We start from the raw sequence: 16657 nt of genomic DNA, 5'->3' as shown, positions 1-16657 counted from the left end.
TACGCCCCGAGGCCGCGCTCAGGGGGCGGTGAACAGCAGCGGGAACCCGAGGGCGAGCCACGGCCTGCGCCCCCAGGCGAGGACCTTGCCCCGGGCCAGCACCGCGTACGGGCCGCACCGGCCGAGGGCGAGCAGCAGGAAGGCCACCGGCTCGGTGAGGATCGTGCAGTCCGGTCGGCGGGCCGGGTCGGCGGAGACCTCGGCCACGCCGTCGCGGAAGGTCACCGTGAAGCGGGCGCCGCCGCGCACCCGCAGGTCGTAGCAGGCGGTGTGACCGGCGGCAGAGCGGCCGTCGACCACCCGCGGCATGGCGGCCATCAGGAACGGTACGGTCAGCGCCACCCGGTGACGGTCCACCATGTGCGGCCGCCGCAGCGCGACGGCCAGGTCGTACCCGTGGCCGAGCATATGGGTGATCAGGTACGAGGCCAGCGTGGCCAGGTCCATCGGTCCGAGCGGGGCCAGCACCCCGGTCGACGCGGGCCGGCCGGCACAGGCCTCGGTGAAGGCGCGGGCGTGCCGGACGATCTGCTCGGCGAGGACGACCGCGTCCCGTTCGGGGAACGCGGCCAGGGACGCCGCGTTGGCGGCGGCCAGGCCGGCCGGCGTGCCGTCGCCGTAGGTCCGCCGCTCACCGGCGGCCAGTTCGGCCATCAGCCCGTTGGCCAGGGCGAGATGGGCCGCCGCCTCGCCCACGGTCCACAGCGCGCCCGGGATCGGCCGGCCGGTGTCGGGGCGGTCGCGGAGCAGCGCCGCGATGTCCTCGGCCACGCCGAGGACGGCGTCGAGGAGGGCGGGCTGCACGGAGCCCCGGGGGGCCGGCGTAGGGGTCATGGAGCTGAAGCGTGGACCAGGTGCGCCCGGGTGTCCAGGGGTTCGGCAGCGGAGCTTACCGGTGGGTAGGTCCGCCCGGTCGCCGCCGGACCGGCTGGGTGGCCGTCCCGGCGGGGGTGGCGGCCGGGTCCCTCGTCGGACTGTCCGTCAGAGCGGCCGCCCCGAGGGCGGGTCGCGGCTCGCCCGAGGTCCGGTCGTCACCATCGGCCGCCCGCTACCGGCGGGTTGGGTGTCCGGCGCGGGGCGGCGGGGGCCGGACCAGCTGTCCGGGGGCCCGTCGACGATCCGTGGAAGCTGCCCGCTGCCATCACATATCAGGCAATTAAGACATTTGCCGTGTTCGGGTGAGAAGTGTCACCCGGTCCGCCCGGCCGGACCGCGCGGAGCGGTGCTTCCCGGGCCTGGCAGGCCGAAGCCCCCGCCGCACGGGTCCCAGGGCCCGTCCGGTTCGGGACCAAGGGCCCGGAACCGGCGGACCTTCGTCCCCGTCGGGACCGCTTCGGAGCGGGCAACCGTGGACGGTCGCCCGGTGGGTCCGGGTGACGGGGTCGTCCGACCGGGCGGCCCCGACTTCTGCCGTCTACCAGGCGCACGGAGTGCGGGAGCACTGCCGTACGCCCCGGAGGACCCGAATTCCATGTCCCGAACCATCGACAACGCCCCGTATACCGCCTTCCACCGGAGACTGGCCCTGGCCTGTTCCGGTGGGCCCCTGCTGGACGGTTACATCCTGAGCATCGTCGGCGTGGCCCTGATCGGGATGCGTCCCGAGCTCGGCCTCTCCACCGCCGAGGTCAGCCTGATCGGCGCCGCCGCCCTGGTCGGCATGTTCGTCGGAGGCGCGCTGTTCGGCGTGCTGACCGACAAGATCGGCCGGGAGGTGATGTACACCGCCGACCTGCTGGTGATGGTCGTCTGCTCGGTGCTCTCCTTCTGGGTCGACCAGGTGTGGGCGATCGCCGTGCTGCGCTTCGTGCTCGGCCTGGCCGTGGCCGCCGACTACCCGATCGCGACCTCGCTGCTCGCCGAGTGGCTGCCGGCCCGCCACCGCGGGCGGCTGCTCGGCCAGCAGATCATCGCCTGGTACGCCGGTTCCGTCCTCGCCTACCTGACGGGCTACCTGTTCCTTCGGATCGGCGGGAACGGCAGCTGGCGCTGGATGCTGGCCAGCTCCGCGGTGCTCTGCGTGGTGTTCCTGGTGATCCGGCGCGGGTCGCCCGAGTCGCCGCGCTGGCTGGCCGCCAACGGGCGGGTCGGTGACGCGGTGCGCGTGGTCGAAAAGCACCTGGGCGTCCGGGTCGACGGGCGGGAACTGATGCCCGAGCCGGCCGAGGCGGGGCGTCCCAGCGGCCTGCGGCTGCTGATGACCGAGCCCTACCGGCGCCGCACGCTCTTCTGCGGGCTGTTCTTCCTCTGCCAGGTCGGCCCGCTCTTCGCGATGCTGACCTTCGGCCCGCAGATCCTGGCCTCCTTCGGCATGCCGGGCGGCACCGTGCTGGACACCCTCGGTACGGCCCTGGTGAGCCTGGTCTTCCTGCTGGGCTGCTTCCCGGCGCTCCGGCTGATCGACACCTGGGGCCGTCGTCCGGTGATCATCTGGTCGTTCGCCCTGATGATCGTGCCGCTCGCCCTGCTGGGTGTCTGGCCGGCCGCCCCCGCGGCCGTCGCCGTCATCGCGCTCTGTGCCTACGCGTTCCTGTGCGGCGGCCCGAACGTGCTCGACTGGACCTACCCGAACGAACTCTTCCCGACCGAGATCCGGGCGACGGCGGTCGGCGTCGCGACCTCGGTGAGCCGGATCGGCGCGGCCGTGGGCACGTACCTGCTGCCGCTGTCGCTCAGCGGCCTCGGGACCGGGCCGACCATGCTGATCGCGGCCGGTACCACGGCGGTCGGCCTGCTGGTGTGCGTCCTGTGGGCCGAGGAGACGCGCGGCACCGGCCTGGGGGCGGCCTCGGCCGCCGGCCCCGCGTCGGCCGCGCCGGCCCGGCCGACCCCTGAGCCGGTCAGCTGACGGCTGGGCGTCGTGGTCCTGCCGGAGTGGGACGTCGGCCCGTCCGACGCCCCACTCCGGCGTCGGGCCGTCGTACGGGGGGTGCCGGGGACGGACTCCAGCCGGTAGGCGTCGCCGTGGGCGACCACCCGGCCGGCGGTGGGCGGGGGGAAGTGGGTGCCGAGGACCAGCGTGCCGGTGCCGGCGAGCGACTCCAGCAGGGACCGCCGGGTCGCCCGCGACCGGGCGGGGTCGATGTCGACGCAGCTGCCGATGGCCGGATGGGCGAACTGGACCGGGTGGTGGACGCAGTCCCCGGTGACGAGGGCCGCGCCGCCCTCGCCGGACAGCTCGACGGCCAGGTGGCCCGGGGTGTGGCCGGGCGTGGGGAGCAGCCGCAGGCCGGGGGCGACCTCGGCGCCGCCCGCCGGGACGTCGACCAGGTCGAGCAGCCCGGCCTCCGCCACCGGGTCCACCGAGTCGCGGAACATCCGGCGGCGCGGCTCGTCCATCTCCCGGCCGGCCCAGAACTCGCGCTCGGTGCGCGAGGTGAGGTAGCGGGCGTGGGGGAAGGTGGGGACCCACGCCCCGGTCCCGTCGGCGCGGGTGTTCCAGCCGACGTGGTCGGTGTGCAGGTGGGTGAGGATCACGAGGTCGACGTCGTCGGGCGGGTACCCGGCGGCGGTCAGCCGGTCGAGGTAGTCGGTGTCGAGGTCGTGCCAGGCCGGGTTGGCGCGGTCCTTGCCGTTGCCGATCCCGGTGTCCACCAGGACCTTCAGACCGCCGACGGTGAACGCGAAGGTGTGGCTGTCGATCAGCAGCCGGCCGGCCGGGTCGGCGAAGTCGGGGCGCAGCCAGTCCTGCCCGCGCACGACCTCGGGCGTGGCGTCCGGCAGGAGCCACTGCCCGGTGTCGGGCGGCAGGGGGATCTCGTCGATCCGGTGCACGGTGAGGTCGCCGACGGCCCAGGCCGGGATGGTGCCAATGGCGGGTGAAGCACCGCGCGGGTCGTCGGACGTCGCGTGCATGGACCGGGGTTCCCTTCGTACGGGTGGCGTCGTCGCGGCGGCGGGAGCCCTTAAAGCTCCGCCTTTGCGTTAGCCGATCGTAGATCACGCCGGGTTGCTAAAGCAACGTCTTCGCTTTTAGAGCCACGGCGTGGGCCGGGCGGCTACCGCAGGGCCGTCAGGTAGTCGAGCACCTCCTGGCGGGCCGTCGCGGGGGCGAGGAGGGCGAGGTGGTTGTCCGGTCGGACGAGGGCGAGGGTGTCGGTGGCGATCCCGTAGGTCCGGTGGGCGTCGCCGGAAGGGTCGTCGAGCAGGACGGGCCGGATGTGGGCCGGGAGTCCGGCGAGTGCGGGGCGGGTTCCCGGGCCGAAGCCGAGCAGGGTGTAGTGGTCGCCGGCGAAGTGCTCGAAGAGTCGGGCCGGCCTGCCGTCGGGGCCGGTGAAGACGGCGTCCGGGGCCCGGTCGCCGGCCCGGAGCGGGCCGTCGGGACCGGGGGCCGCGAGCCGGCTCCATCGGTAGCCGAGCGAGAGGCCGGTGAGGTCGCCCACCCGGCCGGCCTCGACGCCCACGCCCGGAGTGCCGATGCCCGCCATGACGTTGGTCATGCCGGCCGTGGTGACGTCGAGCGTCCAGGCGGCGACCGGCCGGCGTTCGTCCTGGTAGGTGTCCAGCAGGGCCGGTGCGGCGAGGCCGCGCAGGACGTGCCCGAGCTTCCAGGCGAGGTTCCAGGCGTCCTGGATGCCGGTGTTCATGCCGAGCCCGCCGGCGGTGGGGTGGACGTGCGCGCAGTCGCCGGCCAGCAGGACCCGCCCCCTGCGGTACTCCTCGGCGATCCGGACGTTGACCCGCCAGGTGGAGAGCCAGGTGGCGTTGGTCAGCACGAGGTCCGTCCGACCGGTGTGCAGGGCGGCCAGCCGCCGGAAGCTCTCCAGAGAGGGGGCGACCGCCCGGCCGTCGGCGTCCGTCTCCGGGCTCGCCTGGAGCTGCCAGCGGCGGGTGCCCTCGAAGGGGCAGAGCATGAATACGCCCTGCGGTCCGAACCACTGGTGCCAGGCGCCGCGGTCGAGGCCCTCGACCTCGACGTCGCCGCAGACCATGAGCGGCTCCGGGTCGCCCTCGCCGACGAACGGTATCCCCAGCAGCTTGCGCACGGTGGAGCGGCCGCCGTCGCAGGCGACCAGGTACTCGGCGGAGATCCGTCCGCCGTCCGCGAGGTGGACCTCCACGCCCTCGTCGTCCTGGGTGAAGTCCACGAGCTCGGTGGCGAGTTCGATCGTCACCCCGTACTCGGCCAGCTTCTCGCGCAGCAGTCGCTCGACCCGCGTCTGCGGCAGCCACAGGCTCGCCGGGTAGGGGGTGGCCGTGCTGCGGCGGGCGCCGGCGAACGGTTCGGTCTCGTTGACGAACTCGCCGCCGAAGTACTTGCGGAACGGGAGGTGCGTGCGGCCGGCGGCCGCCAGTCGCGCGCCGAGCCCCAGGTCGGCGAGGACCTCCAGGCTCCGCGGGTTGAGCGTCTTGCCGCGTGAGCCGGTGTGGAACGCGGCCGCCTTCTCGGCGACCCGCACGGTGACCCCCTGCCGTGCCAGCCCGCAGGCCAGTGTCAGTCCGGTCGGTCCCGCCCCCACGATCACCACGGTTGTCATGGTGTGTCCGCCCTTCCGTCTCGTCGGTGATGCACACCAGCAAACTGCAACTCGGTAATAAAAGCAACCGAGTAACAAACATTTCCTGGTTATGATCGAGTCATGAGCGAGTCGGACACGGGTCTGCGGACCCTCAAGAAGCAGCGCACCCGGCAGGCCATCGCGGAGGCGGCGACCGCCCTGTTTCTGGCCCGCGGGTTCGACCAGGTCTCGGTGGCCGAGATCGCCGCCGCCGCCGAGGTCTCCAAGCCCACCCTCTTCCGCTACTTCGGCAGCAAGGAGGAGCTGGTCCTGCACCGTTTCGCCGACCATCTCGGCGAGGCCGGACGAGTGGTGCGCGCCCGCCCGGCCGGGACCACCCCGCTGGACGCGCTGGAGCGCCACCACCTGGAGCGGCTGGCCGCGCGCGACCCCAGCAGCGGGCTGACGGACAGCCCCGAGGTGCTGGCCTTCCTCCGGCTGGTCTACGAGACCCCCAGCCTCTCCGCCCACCTCTTCGACTACCTCGACGCCGACACCCGCGCGCTCGCCGAGGCGCTGGGCCCGGACGGGAACGTCACCGCCCGGCTGCTCGCGGCCCAGTACACGGCGGTGCGCCAGGTCCTCGCCCACGCCACCTGGGCGAGGCTCGCCGAGGGGCAGGATGTCGGCGAGGTGGCCGTGCTGGCCGCCGCGGAGACGGCCGAGGCGTTCGCCCTGCTGCGCGACGGCGCCGCCGCCCGCGGATTCTGAGCCCGGCGCGCGGGCGGCGGCCCCGCCCGGGGCCGGTCGGCCGCCCGGCGCGCGGCGGTGGTGAGGTCCGGGTCGTGCTCCTGGGCGTCGCGGTCGCTACCTCGCCCGCGCGCTGCTCACGGCCGCCGCGGAGTGTCGCCGGCCGGGCGTGGCCGGGGAATCCGGCCCCGCGCCGCGGTCAGGAGCCGGCGCTCCCGGGGGCGGCCCCGCGGTTCTCGACGAAGTGCTTGAAGCGCCGCAGGTCACCGCTGACCATCCGGTCGAGCACGCCCAGCTTGTCCGCGGCCTTCTCGGCGAATCCGGTGGGCTCGAAGTCCATGGTCATCCTGACCCGGGTGTGGGTCGCGTCGATCGGGTGCAGGGAGACCGTGCCGGTGTGCTTCACATTGCTGCTGCTGGTGCGCCAGGACACCCGTTCGTCGGGGACCCGTTCGACGATCTCGGTCTCGAACTCGCGGGACAGCCCGGCGATCCTGGTCTTCCAGTGGGCGTGCAGGTCGTCCAGCTGCCGGACCTCCTCCACCCCCTCCATGAACTCCGGGAAACGCTCGAAGCTCGTCCACTGGTCGTAGACGACGCGGACCGGCACGTCCACGTCGATCGACTCCTCCACCTTGCTCATCGCCACACCCACCTCGACCTCGTCGGGCGGCCTGCCGGTGGACGGACTCCCCGGGGAGGGTTCCCGCCGACAGCGCCACCACGAATGTCCGTCCTCCGGCGGTCGTCGGCAAGCCGCCCCGCCGGTCCGCCGCGTGTCGGTCGGACGCCCGGACCGTGCGCCGACCGGTGGCTCCCGGCGGCCGGGCGGAAGAGGCCGCGGGCGTGGGGTTTGGCCCGGCGGAGCGGGGTGAGAAGAGGGCGCGGTGGGTGCGCCCGCCGCGCCCGGACGGTGGCCGTCCCCCCTCGCCCGCCGTCCGGGCCGGGCGGCCCCCGACCACGACCGGCGGGCCCGCGTCCCTGACGCCCGGCGGTGGCGGGCTCAGGAGGCGGGGCCGGGCACGGCGCCGGCGATCAGGCGGGCCACCGCGTCGGGCTGTTCGAGCAGCACCAGGTGCCCGCTGTCGGGGACCACTTCCAGGGTCACCGTGGGGCAGGCCGTCAGTGCGGCCCGTTCGGCGTCGGTGAGCCCCACCTCGTCCCGGTCGCCGCGGACCACCAGGGCCCGGGCACCGGAGCGGCACAGCCGGGGTACCAGCTGGCCGTGCCGGTCCAGGTACGCGAAGTACTCGATCATGGCCCGGCGGCAGAACGACGCGGAGTTCTTGCCGAGGTCGGCGAGCAGGGCCTCCCGCCGCGACTCCGGAATGCTGTCGGCCAGCGCCTTCGGCGTCAGCCACAGCATCGCCGGCCAGGCCAGCGAGCCGAGCCCGGGGACCCGGCCGATCGCGGCGGCGATCGCCAGCGCTCTGGACTCGTCCGGTCGTGAGAACGTCGGGGAGAGCAGCACCACCGGCCCGGAGAAGTGCCCGCCGGCGACCATCTCCAGCGCGATGTTGGCGCCGATGCTGTGGCCGACCACGGTGGTGCAGCCGTGGTCGGCCGCGAAGGCACCGGTGATCGCCGCGTAGTTCTCCATCGACACGTCCGCGGGTGCGACCGTCCCGGCGTGGCCCGGGACGGTCGCCGCCACCAGCCGGACCGGCGCGCCGGCGAGCGTCGGGGCGGCCATCACGTCCTCGTAGAACGCCGCGCCGCACAGCCCGCCGGGCAGCAGCAGGACCCGGTGCGGGGCGTCGGCGGGACCCGACTCGCGGACGTCCCAAGCGTGGAACTGCGCGGTGCTGTCCATGATTTGACCTCCAGTCTCGTACGACCTCCGGCATTGTTCCGCGCCGTCGGCCGCCCGTCGGCGACCTTGGGCCGTGCGCGGCATGTCGGGCGGCGAGGGGGTGCGTGGTGCGGCACCGGGATGAGGACCGTGACCGGGACCGGACCGGGCCGAAAGGAATTCGGTTGCGCCGATCTTGGAAGTCGCTAAGCTTTCACCGTTCCCGCCGCGGTCTCGCCCGTGGCGTCGCCGCGGCGCTCTCGTGCCGTGGCACGAGGACCGACGTGGAGAAGCAGAGGAGGTGCGTACCAATGGTTGCCGCCGTGATGCGGCGCGCCCTCGTGTGCGCGCCAGACGCCTCTTCCTCTCGTCTTTCGCCCACCGGCTGACGACGCTTCACGACTGGCGCATCGGTGGGCCGTTCCTCAGGAGCCACCGCAGTGCGTGAGCGCTTTGCCGACAACGATTCCTTCTCCCGTATCCGCCCCAAGGGCGCACCCCGTCGCGGCCGCCGGTCCGAGCGGGACGGCGACTTCGAGCCCGAGGTGGCCTACCACTTCGAGGCCTTCGAGCCCGCCGGCCACCCGCATGACACCCACGGCGCGGACAGCGCCGACGACTTCGCCGACGCGTACGTCACCGACGATGACACCCCCGACGGCAGCTACGACGACGGCTCGACGCCGGTCGCCGACGGTCCCGCCGAGGGCGATCGCTGGTCCACCTGGGACCAGTCCACCCCCACCGAGAAGGGCCCCGCGCCGCGCCCTGCCTGGGTGGTGACCGAACTCGCGGCCGTGGACACCGAACTCGGGCTGGTCAAGACCGGCAAGGAGGCCGACGTCTTCCTCCTGGAGCGCGGCGTGCCCGGGACCGACCGGCGAACGCTGATGGCGGCCAAGCGCTACCGCGACGCCCAGCACCGGATGTTCCACCGCGACTCCGGCTACCTGGAGGGCCGCCAGCACAAGGAGTCCCGGATCGCCCGGGCCATGGCCAAGCGCACCGCGTTCGGCAAGGAGGCGATCGCCGGCCAGTGGGCCGCCGCCGAGTTCACGGCGCTGTGCCGGCTCTGGTCGGCCGGCGTGGCCGTCCCGTACCCCGTGCAGATCCTGGGCACGGAGATCCTGATGGAGTTCGTCGGCGACGCCGGCGGCACCGCCGCGCCCCGGCTCGCGCAGCTGCGCGCCGAGGAGGTGGACGTCGAGGATCTGTGGGAGCAGCTCGGCCGCAATCTGTCGCTGCTCGCCGTCGACGGCTACGCGCACGGCGACCTCTCGGCGTACAACATCCTGGTCCACGACGGGCGGTTGGTGATCATCGATGTGCCGCAGATCGTGGACGTCGTCGCCAATCCGCGCGGCCGTTCGTTCCTGGAGCGCGACGTGCGCAACGTCGGCGCCTGGTTCGTGTCGCGGGGCCTGCCGGAGCGCCGGGTCGGCGAGCTCGTCGAGGCGCTGACCTTCGACGCGCGCCTGCGGTGAGCGGGCCCGCCCGCCCCTTCCCGGGGTGTCGGGCCGCACGCCGGCACCCCGGACGGGGGCCCTCCCGGCGCGCACCCGACTGCGTCATTTGACCGAAGGTCAGGCCGCGCCCCCGCCCGCACGGGGGCGCGGCTTCCGAATCCCGTCAGTCATTGGACGGATCCGCCCCGGGCGGATCACGGCCATGCTCGATGTGCGCCGCCCCGCAGCTGCCGGGCGGCCCCCATCAACTCCTGACGAAACAGGGATACATGAACAGTTCCTCGCTGACCGGCCCGGCCACCACGGCCCAGGGCTCCGCGACCGGGCGCGCGACCCGCACCCGGGGCCGGATCGGGACGGTCCTCGGCGCCGGTGTCCTCCTGCTCACCTTCTCCGGGCCGGCCGCCCAGGCCGACTCGCTGCCCAATCTGCCGCAGCGCGCCGGCGGCTACGAGGCTTCGTTCTCGCCCGCCTACGACTACGACGTGGACGGCTGCTACGCCGTCTCGGCCATCGGCCCCGACGGCACCCTCAACCCGGGTCTGAAGACTTCCGGCGCCATCAACGGCAACTGCCACGACCAGTCCGACCTGGACCGGTCCCAGACCTACGCCCGGTCCAAGTGCAACAACGGCTGGTGCGCGATCGTGTACGCCAGCTACTTCGAGAAGGACCAGACGGTCAACGGCTCGGGCGGCCACCGCCACGACTGGGAGCACGTCATCTCCTGGGTCAAGCAGTCGTCCGACCAGGTCGAGTTCCTGACCGTGACCCAGCACGGCGGCCAGGCCACCTACCCGCGCTCGTCGGTGCGCTTCAGCGGCAGTCACCCCAAGGTCGTCTACCACAAGGACGGCCTGCCGGCGCTCACCCACCTGTTCCGGCTGGCCAACAGCAACGACGAGCCGCCGGAGAACCACTACCACAGCTGGCGCCAGCCGCCCATCGTCGACTGGAACGGCTGGCCGAGCACCTGGCTGCGCGACCGGCTCAACAACGCCGACTTCGGCTCGGCGACCATCAAGACCACCGACAAGGACGACCGCTTCCGCAACCTGCTCAACGCCTCCAAGCCCGGCGGCATCCCCTTCAACCCCTGGGCGTGACGCCACCGGGCCTGGGCACCGCACGGTGCCCGGGCCCGGCCGCGTCAGCCCCCGCGCTTCCAGAGCCCCCGGTTGGCGAGGAGCGGCAGGACGTTCTCGCCGACCCAGTACGCCTCCTCCAGGTGCGGCGCCCCGGAGAGGACGAACTCGTCGATGCCCATTCGATCGCGCACTTGAGCGCCCCGACCACCCTGCGGTCGTCGAACGGCGCCTTCTCGGCCTTGGCGTCCAGGACCGCCACCACCAGGGACGGGATCACCTGGACCTCCAGGCCCGCCGCCCTGGCCGCGGCGACCTGGCTACCAGGGATCTGGGCGGAGCGCCTCCGGCAGCGGCCGCCCGGCCTCGGCACGGTCGCGGCGGATCCGCGGGGGCGTGGAAGGGGGGCTCCTTCGACCCAAAAGCAATAGATTTGCTTTAGCTGACCGTAGAACCTACGTTCGGCTAAAGCAAAATGTTAGCTTTTGGGTCGGGAGTGCTTCGCGGCTCCCGACCCGACGAGGAGAGGACACCCATGTCTGCCGCCGAACTGACGCCGCGGGAGGCGGCCCGCTGGGCCGCCCGGGCGGGCCTTCCGTTGCCCGACGACCGGCACGGGCCGGTCGCGGCCACCGCCGACCAGCTCCACGCCGTCGTCGCGGTCCTGCGGGAGCTGGACTTCGGGGACACCCCGCCCGCGATCGCCTACCGCGCGGGAACGGAGCTGTCCGATGCGGCCGTATGAGCTCACCGTCGCCGCCGCGGCCGACGAGATCCGGGCCCGGCGGCTGTCTCCCGTGGAGCTGGTCGGCTCGGTGCTCGACCGCATCGAACAGGTGGAACCGCAGCTCAACGCCTATGTCTCGGTCCTCGCGGAGCAGGCGCGCGGTGCGGCGCGCGAGGCCGAGCACGAAGCGGCGCACGGCCGCTTCCGGGGGGCGCTGCACGGCATTCCGATGGGTCTCAAGGACCTGATCGACGTCGCGGGCACCGCGACCACGGCCAGCTCCCGGGTCCGCGAGGGCCACCGCGCGCAGGCCGACAGCACGGTCGCCGCGCGGCTGACGGCGGCCGGCGCGATCCTGCTCGGCAAGACGCACACCCACGAGTTCGCCTACGGCCTGACCACCCCGCAGACCCACAACGCCCGGGACCACGGCCGGGTCGCCGGCGGGTCCAGCGGCGGCTCCGCGGTCGCCGTCGCCTCGGGGGCGGCGGCCTTCGCGCTGGGCACCGACACCGGCGGCTCGATCCGGGTGCCGGCCGCGCTCAACGGCGTCGTCGGCCTCAAGCCGACCTACGGCCTCGTCCCCCGGCACGGCGTCACCTCGCTGTCCTGGTCGCTGGACCACGTCGGTCCGATCACCCGCACCGTCGAGGACGCGGCCGTCGTCCTGACGGCGATGGCCGGTCACGACCCGCGCGACCCCGCCTCGCTGGCCGCCGCCGCCGTGGAACACTGGCCCGGCCCGGGCACCGACCTGACGGGGCTGCGGGTCGGCGTGCCGCGCGACTACTACTTCGACCACCTCGACGCGGAGGTCGAGACCGCCGTCCGGCGCGCCATCGGGCACTTGGCGGACCTCGGCGCGGAGCTCGTCGACGTCGGGATCCCGATGGCCCGCTACATCCGGGCGACCCTCTGGGGGCTGGTGGCGCCGGAGGCCAGCGCGTACCACGAGCGCACCCTGCGGACGGTGCCCGAGCTGTACCAGGCGGACGTCCGGGTCCTCCTGGAGGCCGGCGAGCTGATGACCGCCGGGGACTACCTGCGGGCGCAGCGCTCCCGGACCCTGATGCGGGAGGAGTGGGCCCGTGTGCTGGCCGGGGTCGACGTGATCGCCGCCCCGACGGTCCCGACGACCGCGGTGCGGGCCGGCCAGACAACGGTGACCTGGTCGGACGGCACGTCCGAGGGTGTCGCCGACGCCCTGGTGCGCCTCAGTGCCCCCGCCAACATCACCGGGGTGCCGGCGCTGACCGTCCCGGTCGGCCGCGACGCGGCGGGCCTGCCGATCGGGATGCAGCTGCTCGGCCGGCCGCTCGGGGAGCGCCTCCTCCTGCGGGTCGGTCACGCCTACGAGCAGTCGCGGCCGGCCCCCGTGCCGGCGCCGGTCGGTACCGAGGTGGGCGCCCCCTAAACGCAAGGACTGTGCTTTAAGCTGGTCCCATGAGTCGCAAGCAGATGGTGCGCCCCGGCGGTCGCAGCGCCCGGGTCCAGGCGTCGGTGCACACCGCTGTGCGTGAACTCCTCGCCGAGGTGGGCCGCGACGGGCTGACGGTTCCGCTGGTCGCGCAGCGGGCGGGCGTCACCCCGTCGACGGTGTACCGCCGCTGGGGCGATCTGCAGGAGCTGCTGTCGGACGTCGCGGTGGAGCGGCTGCGGCCCGACGCGGAGCCGGCGGACCACGGCGACCTGCGGTCCGACCTGGCGGCCTGGGCCGAGCAGTTCCTCGACGAGATGGCGTCCCCGTCGGGGCGTGCCTACGTCCGCGACGCCCTGCTCGGCGACCCGGACGGCAGCAACGCCGGCCAGTGCTCGGCCTACGCGGCCGAACAGGTCGACGTCGTGCTGGCCCGGGCGGGCGACCGCGGGGAGGCCGCCCCCGAGGTGGAGACGGTGATGGACCGCGTGGTGGCCCCGATGATGTACCGCATCCTCTTCCGCCCGGCCGGCCTCGACGCCGGGTACGCCCGCCGGCTCGTCGGGGAGCTCCTCGCCGGGTGACGCGCCGGCTCCGGAGCGGCCCGCCGTTCCTCCGCCCGCTCCCCGCGCGGGCCGTGCTCAGGAGCCGTCGGCGAGCCGGTGCCGGAGGTGGTCGTAGGCCCAGGCGGCGAGCGTGGTCGGCGTGGTGGTCCGGACGCTGCGGCGCTGTTCGGGTGTGAAGTCCGCACGGAGGCCGGTCGACATGCCGAGCACGGCCTCCACCAGCCCCTCGGTCATCCCGGACCGCCTGAGCCCGGCGCGCATGGCGTCGTCGGTGATCCGCTCGACGCCGATCCGCCGGCCGGTCGCGGCGGTGAGGATTCCGGCCACCTGCCGCCAGGTCAGGTCCGCCGGTCCGTGCACCGCCCGCACGCACCGCCCGGACCAGGCGGGGGAGAGCAGACGGGTGGCGGCCACCTCGGCGATGTCGCGCGGCGCCACCCAGGCCATGGGCTGATCGAGGGGGAGGACCACCTGGAGCGTGCCCGCCCGGAGGGCTTCGAGCTGAAGTTCGAGATTGGTGAAGAAGTAGCCGCACCTCAGATGGGTGACATCGACCCCGAGGTCGTCCAGGGCGGTCTCGGTCCCCGCCAGGCCGTCGATCTCGCCGGCGCCGTGCCGCTTCTCGGCGCCGACACTGCTCTGGAAGACCACCCGGCCGATCCGGTTGCCGGTGACGGCACGGACCACGGCGGCGGTGGCGCGGGCGTAGTCGGCGAGCGGGTCCTGGCCGCCCGTGGTCGGGTCCACCCAGTACAGCGCGTCGACGCCCTCGGTGGCGGCCGCCACCGCCTCGGGGTCGAACTGGTCGACCCGCACGGCGTCCACCTCGCCCCTGACCTCGGGAGCCAGCCGGCCGGGTTCGCGCAGCAGGACGCGCGGCCGGACGCCGGCCCGGATCAGCGTGGCGACGACGTGGCGGCCGACGTTGCCGGTCGGGGTGGTGACGGCGATCTGCATGGGCTTCCTCTCGTCCGGGGGCGGCTCGGCCTCGGGCCGGGCACCTGGGGCGGCCCGAAGCACCCCATCCTTCCTCCGGTGCGGCCGGGGACGCGTTCGACGGGCGCCGCGTGTCGCGGCCTTCCCCGGAGCCCCCGGCCGACACCGGGGAGTCCGGGCACCGTCGGCGACCATGTCACCAGCCCCGGACGAACGCACGGCCGGGTGCGGGTGGTGTTCCCGGCCCTCGCGCTCTGCTCATGGTGACGCAGGCCGTCGGCGGTGCGGGCCAGGCGGGTCGGGCTCCTGCGCCGGGGCCGGTCCGCCGCCCGCCGCGGCCCGGCCTCAGTCGCCCGTGACCGGCAGGAGGCCGCGTTCGGCGAAGACCTTCTTGGCGACGAAGGTGGCGTTGAGGGCCCTGGGGAAGCCGCAGTAGCCGGCGGAGTGCAGCAGGGCCTCGACGATCTCCTCGGGGGTGAGGCCGACGTTGAGGGAGGCGTTGACGTGGACGTCGAGCTGGGACTCGCAGCCGCCGAGCGCGGTGAGCATCCCCAGGGTCACCAACTGCCGGTCGCGCGGCGCCAGCCCGGGGCGCCGGTAGATCTCGCCGAACCCCCAGGCCACGATCTGGTGGGCGAGTTCGGGGCTGATGTCGGCCAGCGCGTCGACCACCCGCCGGCCGGCCTCGCCGTCGATCCGGGTGAGCGTCTCCAGGCCGCGGTCGTAGCGGTCCTGGCGGGTTTCGGCGGCGTTCGGGGGGATGTCCATGGGGTCACACTCCGTTCCCGGCGGCGCCTCGGCGCCTGCCCGTGGTGTCCGGTCCTCGCCCGACCGTAGGACCTGGAGCGTGCCCGCTCCCGGCTCCGACATGCGGCCGGCCGTCACGCGGAGGTGCGTCCGGAGATATTCCTTGACACGAATATTCTTTGTGGCGAATACTTCTCCTCATGGACGCACTCCTCGCCGCACTGGCCGATCCGGCGCGCTGGCGCCTCGTGAGCCTGCTGGCCGAGCGGCCCCGCCCGGTCGGGGTGCTCGCCCGGCTCGCCGAGGCGCGCCAACCGCAGACGACCAAGCACCTGCAAGCCCTTGAGCGTGCCGGTGTCGTCACCTCCGAGCGCATCGGCCAGCGGCGTGTCTACGCGCTCCGTTCCGCCCCCCTGCGGGAGCTGGCGGCCGAGCTCGCCCGGCTCGCCGACAGCGCGGAGCGGCCCGGCGGCCCGGGCGAGACCCACGAGCGCTACGGGCTCGGCGTCCACGCGGAGCGGCGCGCGGCGGGCGAGGCAGGGTGGGCCGACGGCCGCTCGTTCCGGTTCCACCGCGAGCTGCCGGGGCGCCCGGACCTGGTCTGGCGCCACCTGGTCGAAGCCACCCTGCTCGCCCACTGGTGGACGCCCGACGACCTTCGGGTCTCCGAGCTCGTCTTCGAGGCCCGCCCGGGCGGCCGGATCGTCCAGGAGTACCGCGACATCGAGGACACCGACGGCTCCGACCCGGTCGCCGGCCGAGCGGAGGGAGTCGTCGAGGACGTCCGCCCGGGCGAGCGCCTCGCCTACCGGCTCTCCCCGCTGCTCCCCGGCGGCGGCACCGCCTTCACCGCCCACGTCGAGCTGGGCCTCCGGCCGACCGGCACGGACCCGGGCACCGGGCTCGACGTCCACTGGCGGATCACCGACAGCACCGTCGACTCGGCGGACTTCGTCGCCGGGATCGAGACCGGCTTCGGCCAGAGCCTCGACAAGCTCGCGGCGGCCCTCACGGCCGCCGACGACGACCGGCGACGGCGCCAGCCACCGACGACAGCCACTGACCACTGACGACAACGACACGAGGAGTACGCAATGACCGAGCAGACCGCAAGCCGCCGGGTCGTCACCAACATGAGCCTCTCCCTCGACGGCCGCTACGCCCGGCGCGACCCCCGGGACATGAGCTGGGTGATGCCCTACGCCCACACCGACGTCGCCCGCGACCACCTGACCGGCCTCTGGGAGCCCGCGACGACCGCCCTGCTCGGGCGGGTCAACGCCGAGGGTTTCCTCGGCTTCTGGCCCACCGTCATCGGTATGCCGGGCGTCGACCCGCGCGACGAGGGCTTCGCGAAGTGGCTCGTCGACGCCGACAAGGTGGTCCTCTCCGGCACCCTCGGCGAGTCCGCCCCCGGCGGGGCGCCGTGGGAGCGGACGACGGTCGTCGACCGGCCGACCACCGAGGTGGTCGCCGGCCTCAGGGCCACCGGGGGCGGCGACATCCTGGTGCTCTCCAGCGCGAGCGTCATCAAGGCACTGCTGGCGGCCGACGAGGTCGACCGGCTGGCACTCACCGTCTTCCCGGTCTTCCTCGGCGACGGACCGCGCCTGTTCGACGACGGCCTGCCCGCCGCCGCGTGGGCGCTCGTCAGCCAGACCGCGGGGGAGCACGGCACGCTGGCCCTCGTCTACGACCGGATCCGCTGAACCGGCCGCGTCTCTTCTCCGGGG

General features: G+C 74.0%; 15 protein-coding genes and 2 pseudogenes. 9 read left to right on the top strand and 8 right to left on the bottom strand.

Translation table 11 applies throughout. The features are described 5' to 3' along the window. Positions 1–18 precede the first annotated feature (18 nt). The gene (locus ACIF6L_RS14765; protein ID WP_396487186.1) at positions 19–834 is read right to left on the bottom strand and encodes a maleylpyruvate isomerase family mycothiol-dependent enzyme; all 816 of its coding nucleotides are present in this window, start codon (positions 832–834) and stop codon (positions 19–21) included. Positions 835–1471: 637 nt separating this feature from the next. Here ACIF6L_RS14765 and ACIF6L_RS14760 point away from each other — a divergent pair. Further along, complete coding sequence (locus ACIF6L_RS14760; RefSeq protein ID WP_396487184.1) at positions 1472–2848, top strand: MFS transporter; 1377 nt, start codon at positions 1472–1474, stop codon at positions 2846–2848. An 86-nt stretch (positions 2849–2934) separates the two neighbouring features. On the opposite strand, the pseudogene ACIF6L_RS14755 reads toward ACIF6L_RS14760, so the two are convergent. Together ACIF6L_RS14755 and ACIF6L_RS14750 are read right to left on the bottom strand one after the other, a co-directional pair. After that, positions 2935–3855: pseudogene (locus ACIF6L_RS14755) on the bottom strand (MBL fold metallo-hydrolase); the annotation flags it as partial. A 143-nt stretch (positions 3856–3998) separates the two neighbouring features. Further along, complete coding sequence (locus ACIF6L_RS14750; protein ID WP_396487183.1) at positions 3999–5477, bottom strand: FAD-dependent monooxygenase; 1479 nt, start codon at positions 5475–5477, stop codon at positions 3999–4001. Between the two features lie 102 nt (positions 5478–5579). Here ACIF6L_RS14750 and ACIF6L_RS14745 point away from each other — a divergent pair, with 102 nt between their 5' ends. Continuing rightward, positions 5580–6209 (top strand): TetR/AcrR family transcriptional regulator, encoded by a 630-nt coding sequence (locus ACIF6L_RS14745; protein WP_396487181.1) that lies wholly within the window; start codon positions 5580–5582, stop codon positions 6207–6209. A 178-nt stretch (positions 6210–6387) separates the two neighbouring features. Here ACIF6L_RS14745 and ACIF6L_RS14740 read toward each other — a convergent pair whose 3' ends face one another. Both ACIF6L_RS14740 and ACIF6L_RS14735 read right to left on the bottom strand, forming a co-directional pair. Then, a complete protein-coding gene (locus ACIF6L_RS14740; RefSeq protein ID WP_329491578.1) occupies positions 6388–6831 on the bottom strand; it encodes an SRPBCC family protein in 444 nt (147 codons plus the stop codon). Positions 6832–7191: 360 nt separating this feature from the next. Further along, positions 7192–8001, bottom strand: a complete 810-nt coding sequence (locus ACIF6L_RS14735; RefSeq protein ID WP_396487178.1) for an alpha/beta fold hydrolase — start codon at positions 7999–8001, stop codon at positions 7192–7194. A gap of 419 nt (positions 8002–8420) precedes the next feature. Here ACIF6L_RS14735 and ACIF6L_RS14730 point away from each other — a divergent pair, with 419 nt between their 5' ends. Together ACIF6L_RS14730 and ACIF6L_RS14725 are read left to right on the top strand one after the other, a co-directional pair. After that, positions 8421–9464 (top strand): RIO1 family regulatory kinase/ATPase, encoded by a 1044-nt coding sequence (locus ACIF6L_RS14730; protein ID WP_329491580.1) that lies wholly within the window; start codon positions 8421–8423, stop codon positions 9462–9464. A gap of 251 nt (positions 9465–9715) precedes the next feature. Beyond that, a complete protein-coding gene (locus tag ACIF6L_RS14725) occupies positions 9716–10552 on the top strand; it encodes an NPP1 family protein (RefSeq protein ID WP_359838057.1) in 837 nt (278 codons plus the stop codon). Positions 10553–10596: 44 nt separating this feature from the next. Here ACIF6L_RS14725 and ACIF6L_RS14720 read toward each other — a convergent pair. Next, a pseudogene (locus ACIF6L_RS14720) lies at positions 10597–10716 on the bottom strand (alkanesulfonate monooxygenase); the annotation flags it as partial. Positions 10717–11066: 350 nt separating this feature from the next. Here ACIF6L_RS14720 and ACIF6L_RS14715 point away from each other — a divergent pair. From ACIF6L_RS14715 to ACIF6L_RS14705, 3 genes are read left to right on the top strand one after another with little or no spacing between them, the layout of a single operon-like run. Then, entirely contained in the window at positions 11067–11276 is a 210-nt protein-coding gene (locus tag ACIF6L_RS14715; protein ID WP_396487176.1) for a hypothetical protein, read from the top strand. Next, positions 11263–12672, top strand: a complete 1410-nt coding sequence (locus tag ACIF6L_RS14710; protein WP_396487174.1) for an amidase — start codon at positions 11263–11265, stop codon at positions 12670–12672. The genes ACIF6L_RS14715 and ACIF6L_RS14710 overlap by 14 nt, the downstream gene beginning before the upstream one ends. A 29-nt stretch (positions 12673–12701) precedes the next feature. Beyond that, positions 12702–13259 carry a TetR/AcrR family transcriptional regulator gene (locus ACIF6L_RS14705; RefSeq protein WP_359808595.1) on the top strand — a complete coding sequence of 186 codons (558 nt, stop codon included), beginning with the start codon at positions 12702–12704 and terminating at the stop codon, positions 13257–13259. A 57-nt stretch (positions 13260–13316) separates the two neighbouring features. Here ACIF6L_RS14705 and ACIF6L_RS14700 read toward each other — a convergent pair whose 3' ends face one another. Continuing rightward, complete coding sequence (locus ACIF6L_RS14700; protein ID WP_396487172.1) at positions 13317–14198, bottom strand: NAD(P)H-binding protein; 882 nt, start codon at positions 14196–14198, stop codon at positions 13317–13319. A gap of 324 nt (positions 14199–14522) precedes the next feature. Beyond that, positions 14523–14945, bottom strand: a complete 423-nt coding sequence (locus ACIF6L_RS14695) for a carboxymuconolactone decarboxylase family protein (RefSeq protein WP_329491587.1) — start codon at positions 14943–14945, stop codon at positions 14523–14525. A 179-nt stretch (positions 14946–15124) separates the two neighbouring features. Between ACIF6L_RS14695 and ACIF6L_RS14690 the strand changes: the two genes are divergently transcribed. Together ACIF6L_RS14690 and ACIF6L_RS14685 are read left to right on the top strand one after the other, a co-directional pair. Then, on the top strand, positions 15125–15994 hold the full coding sequence (locus tag ACIF6L_RS14690) for a metalloregulator ArsR/SmtB family transcription factor (protein WP_396487170.1): 870 nt from the start codon (positions 15125–15127) through the stop codon (positions 15992–15994). A gap of 24 nt (positions 15995–16018) precedes the next feature. Beyond that, positions 16019–16633, top strand: a complete 615-nt coding sequence (locus ACIF6L_RS14685; RefSeq protein ID WP_396487168.1) for a dihydrofolate reductase family protein — start codon at positions 16019–16021, stop codon at positions 16631–16633. The last annotated feature ends 24 nt before the right edge of the window (positions 16634–16657 follow it).

Source organism: Kitasatospora sp. NPDC086009, assembly GCF_044540385.1.
Lineage (GTDB): Bacteria > Actinomycetota > Actinomycetes > Streptomycetales > Streptomycetaceae > Kitasatospora.
This window is presented reverse-complemented; position numbering and strand designations above follow the sequence as displayed.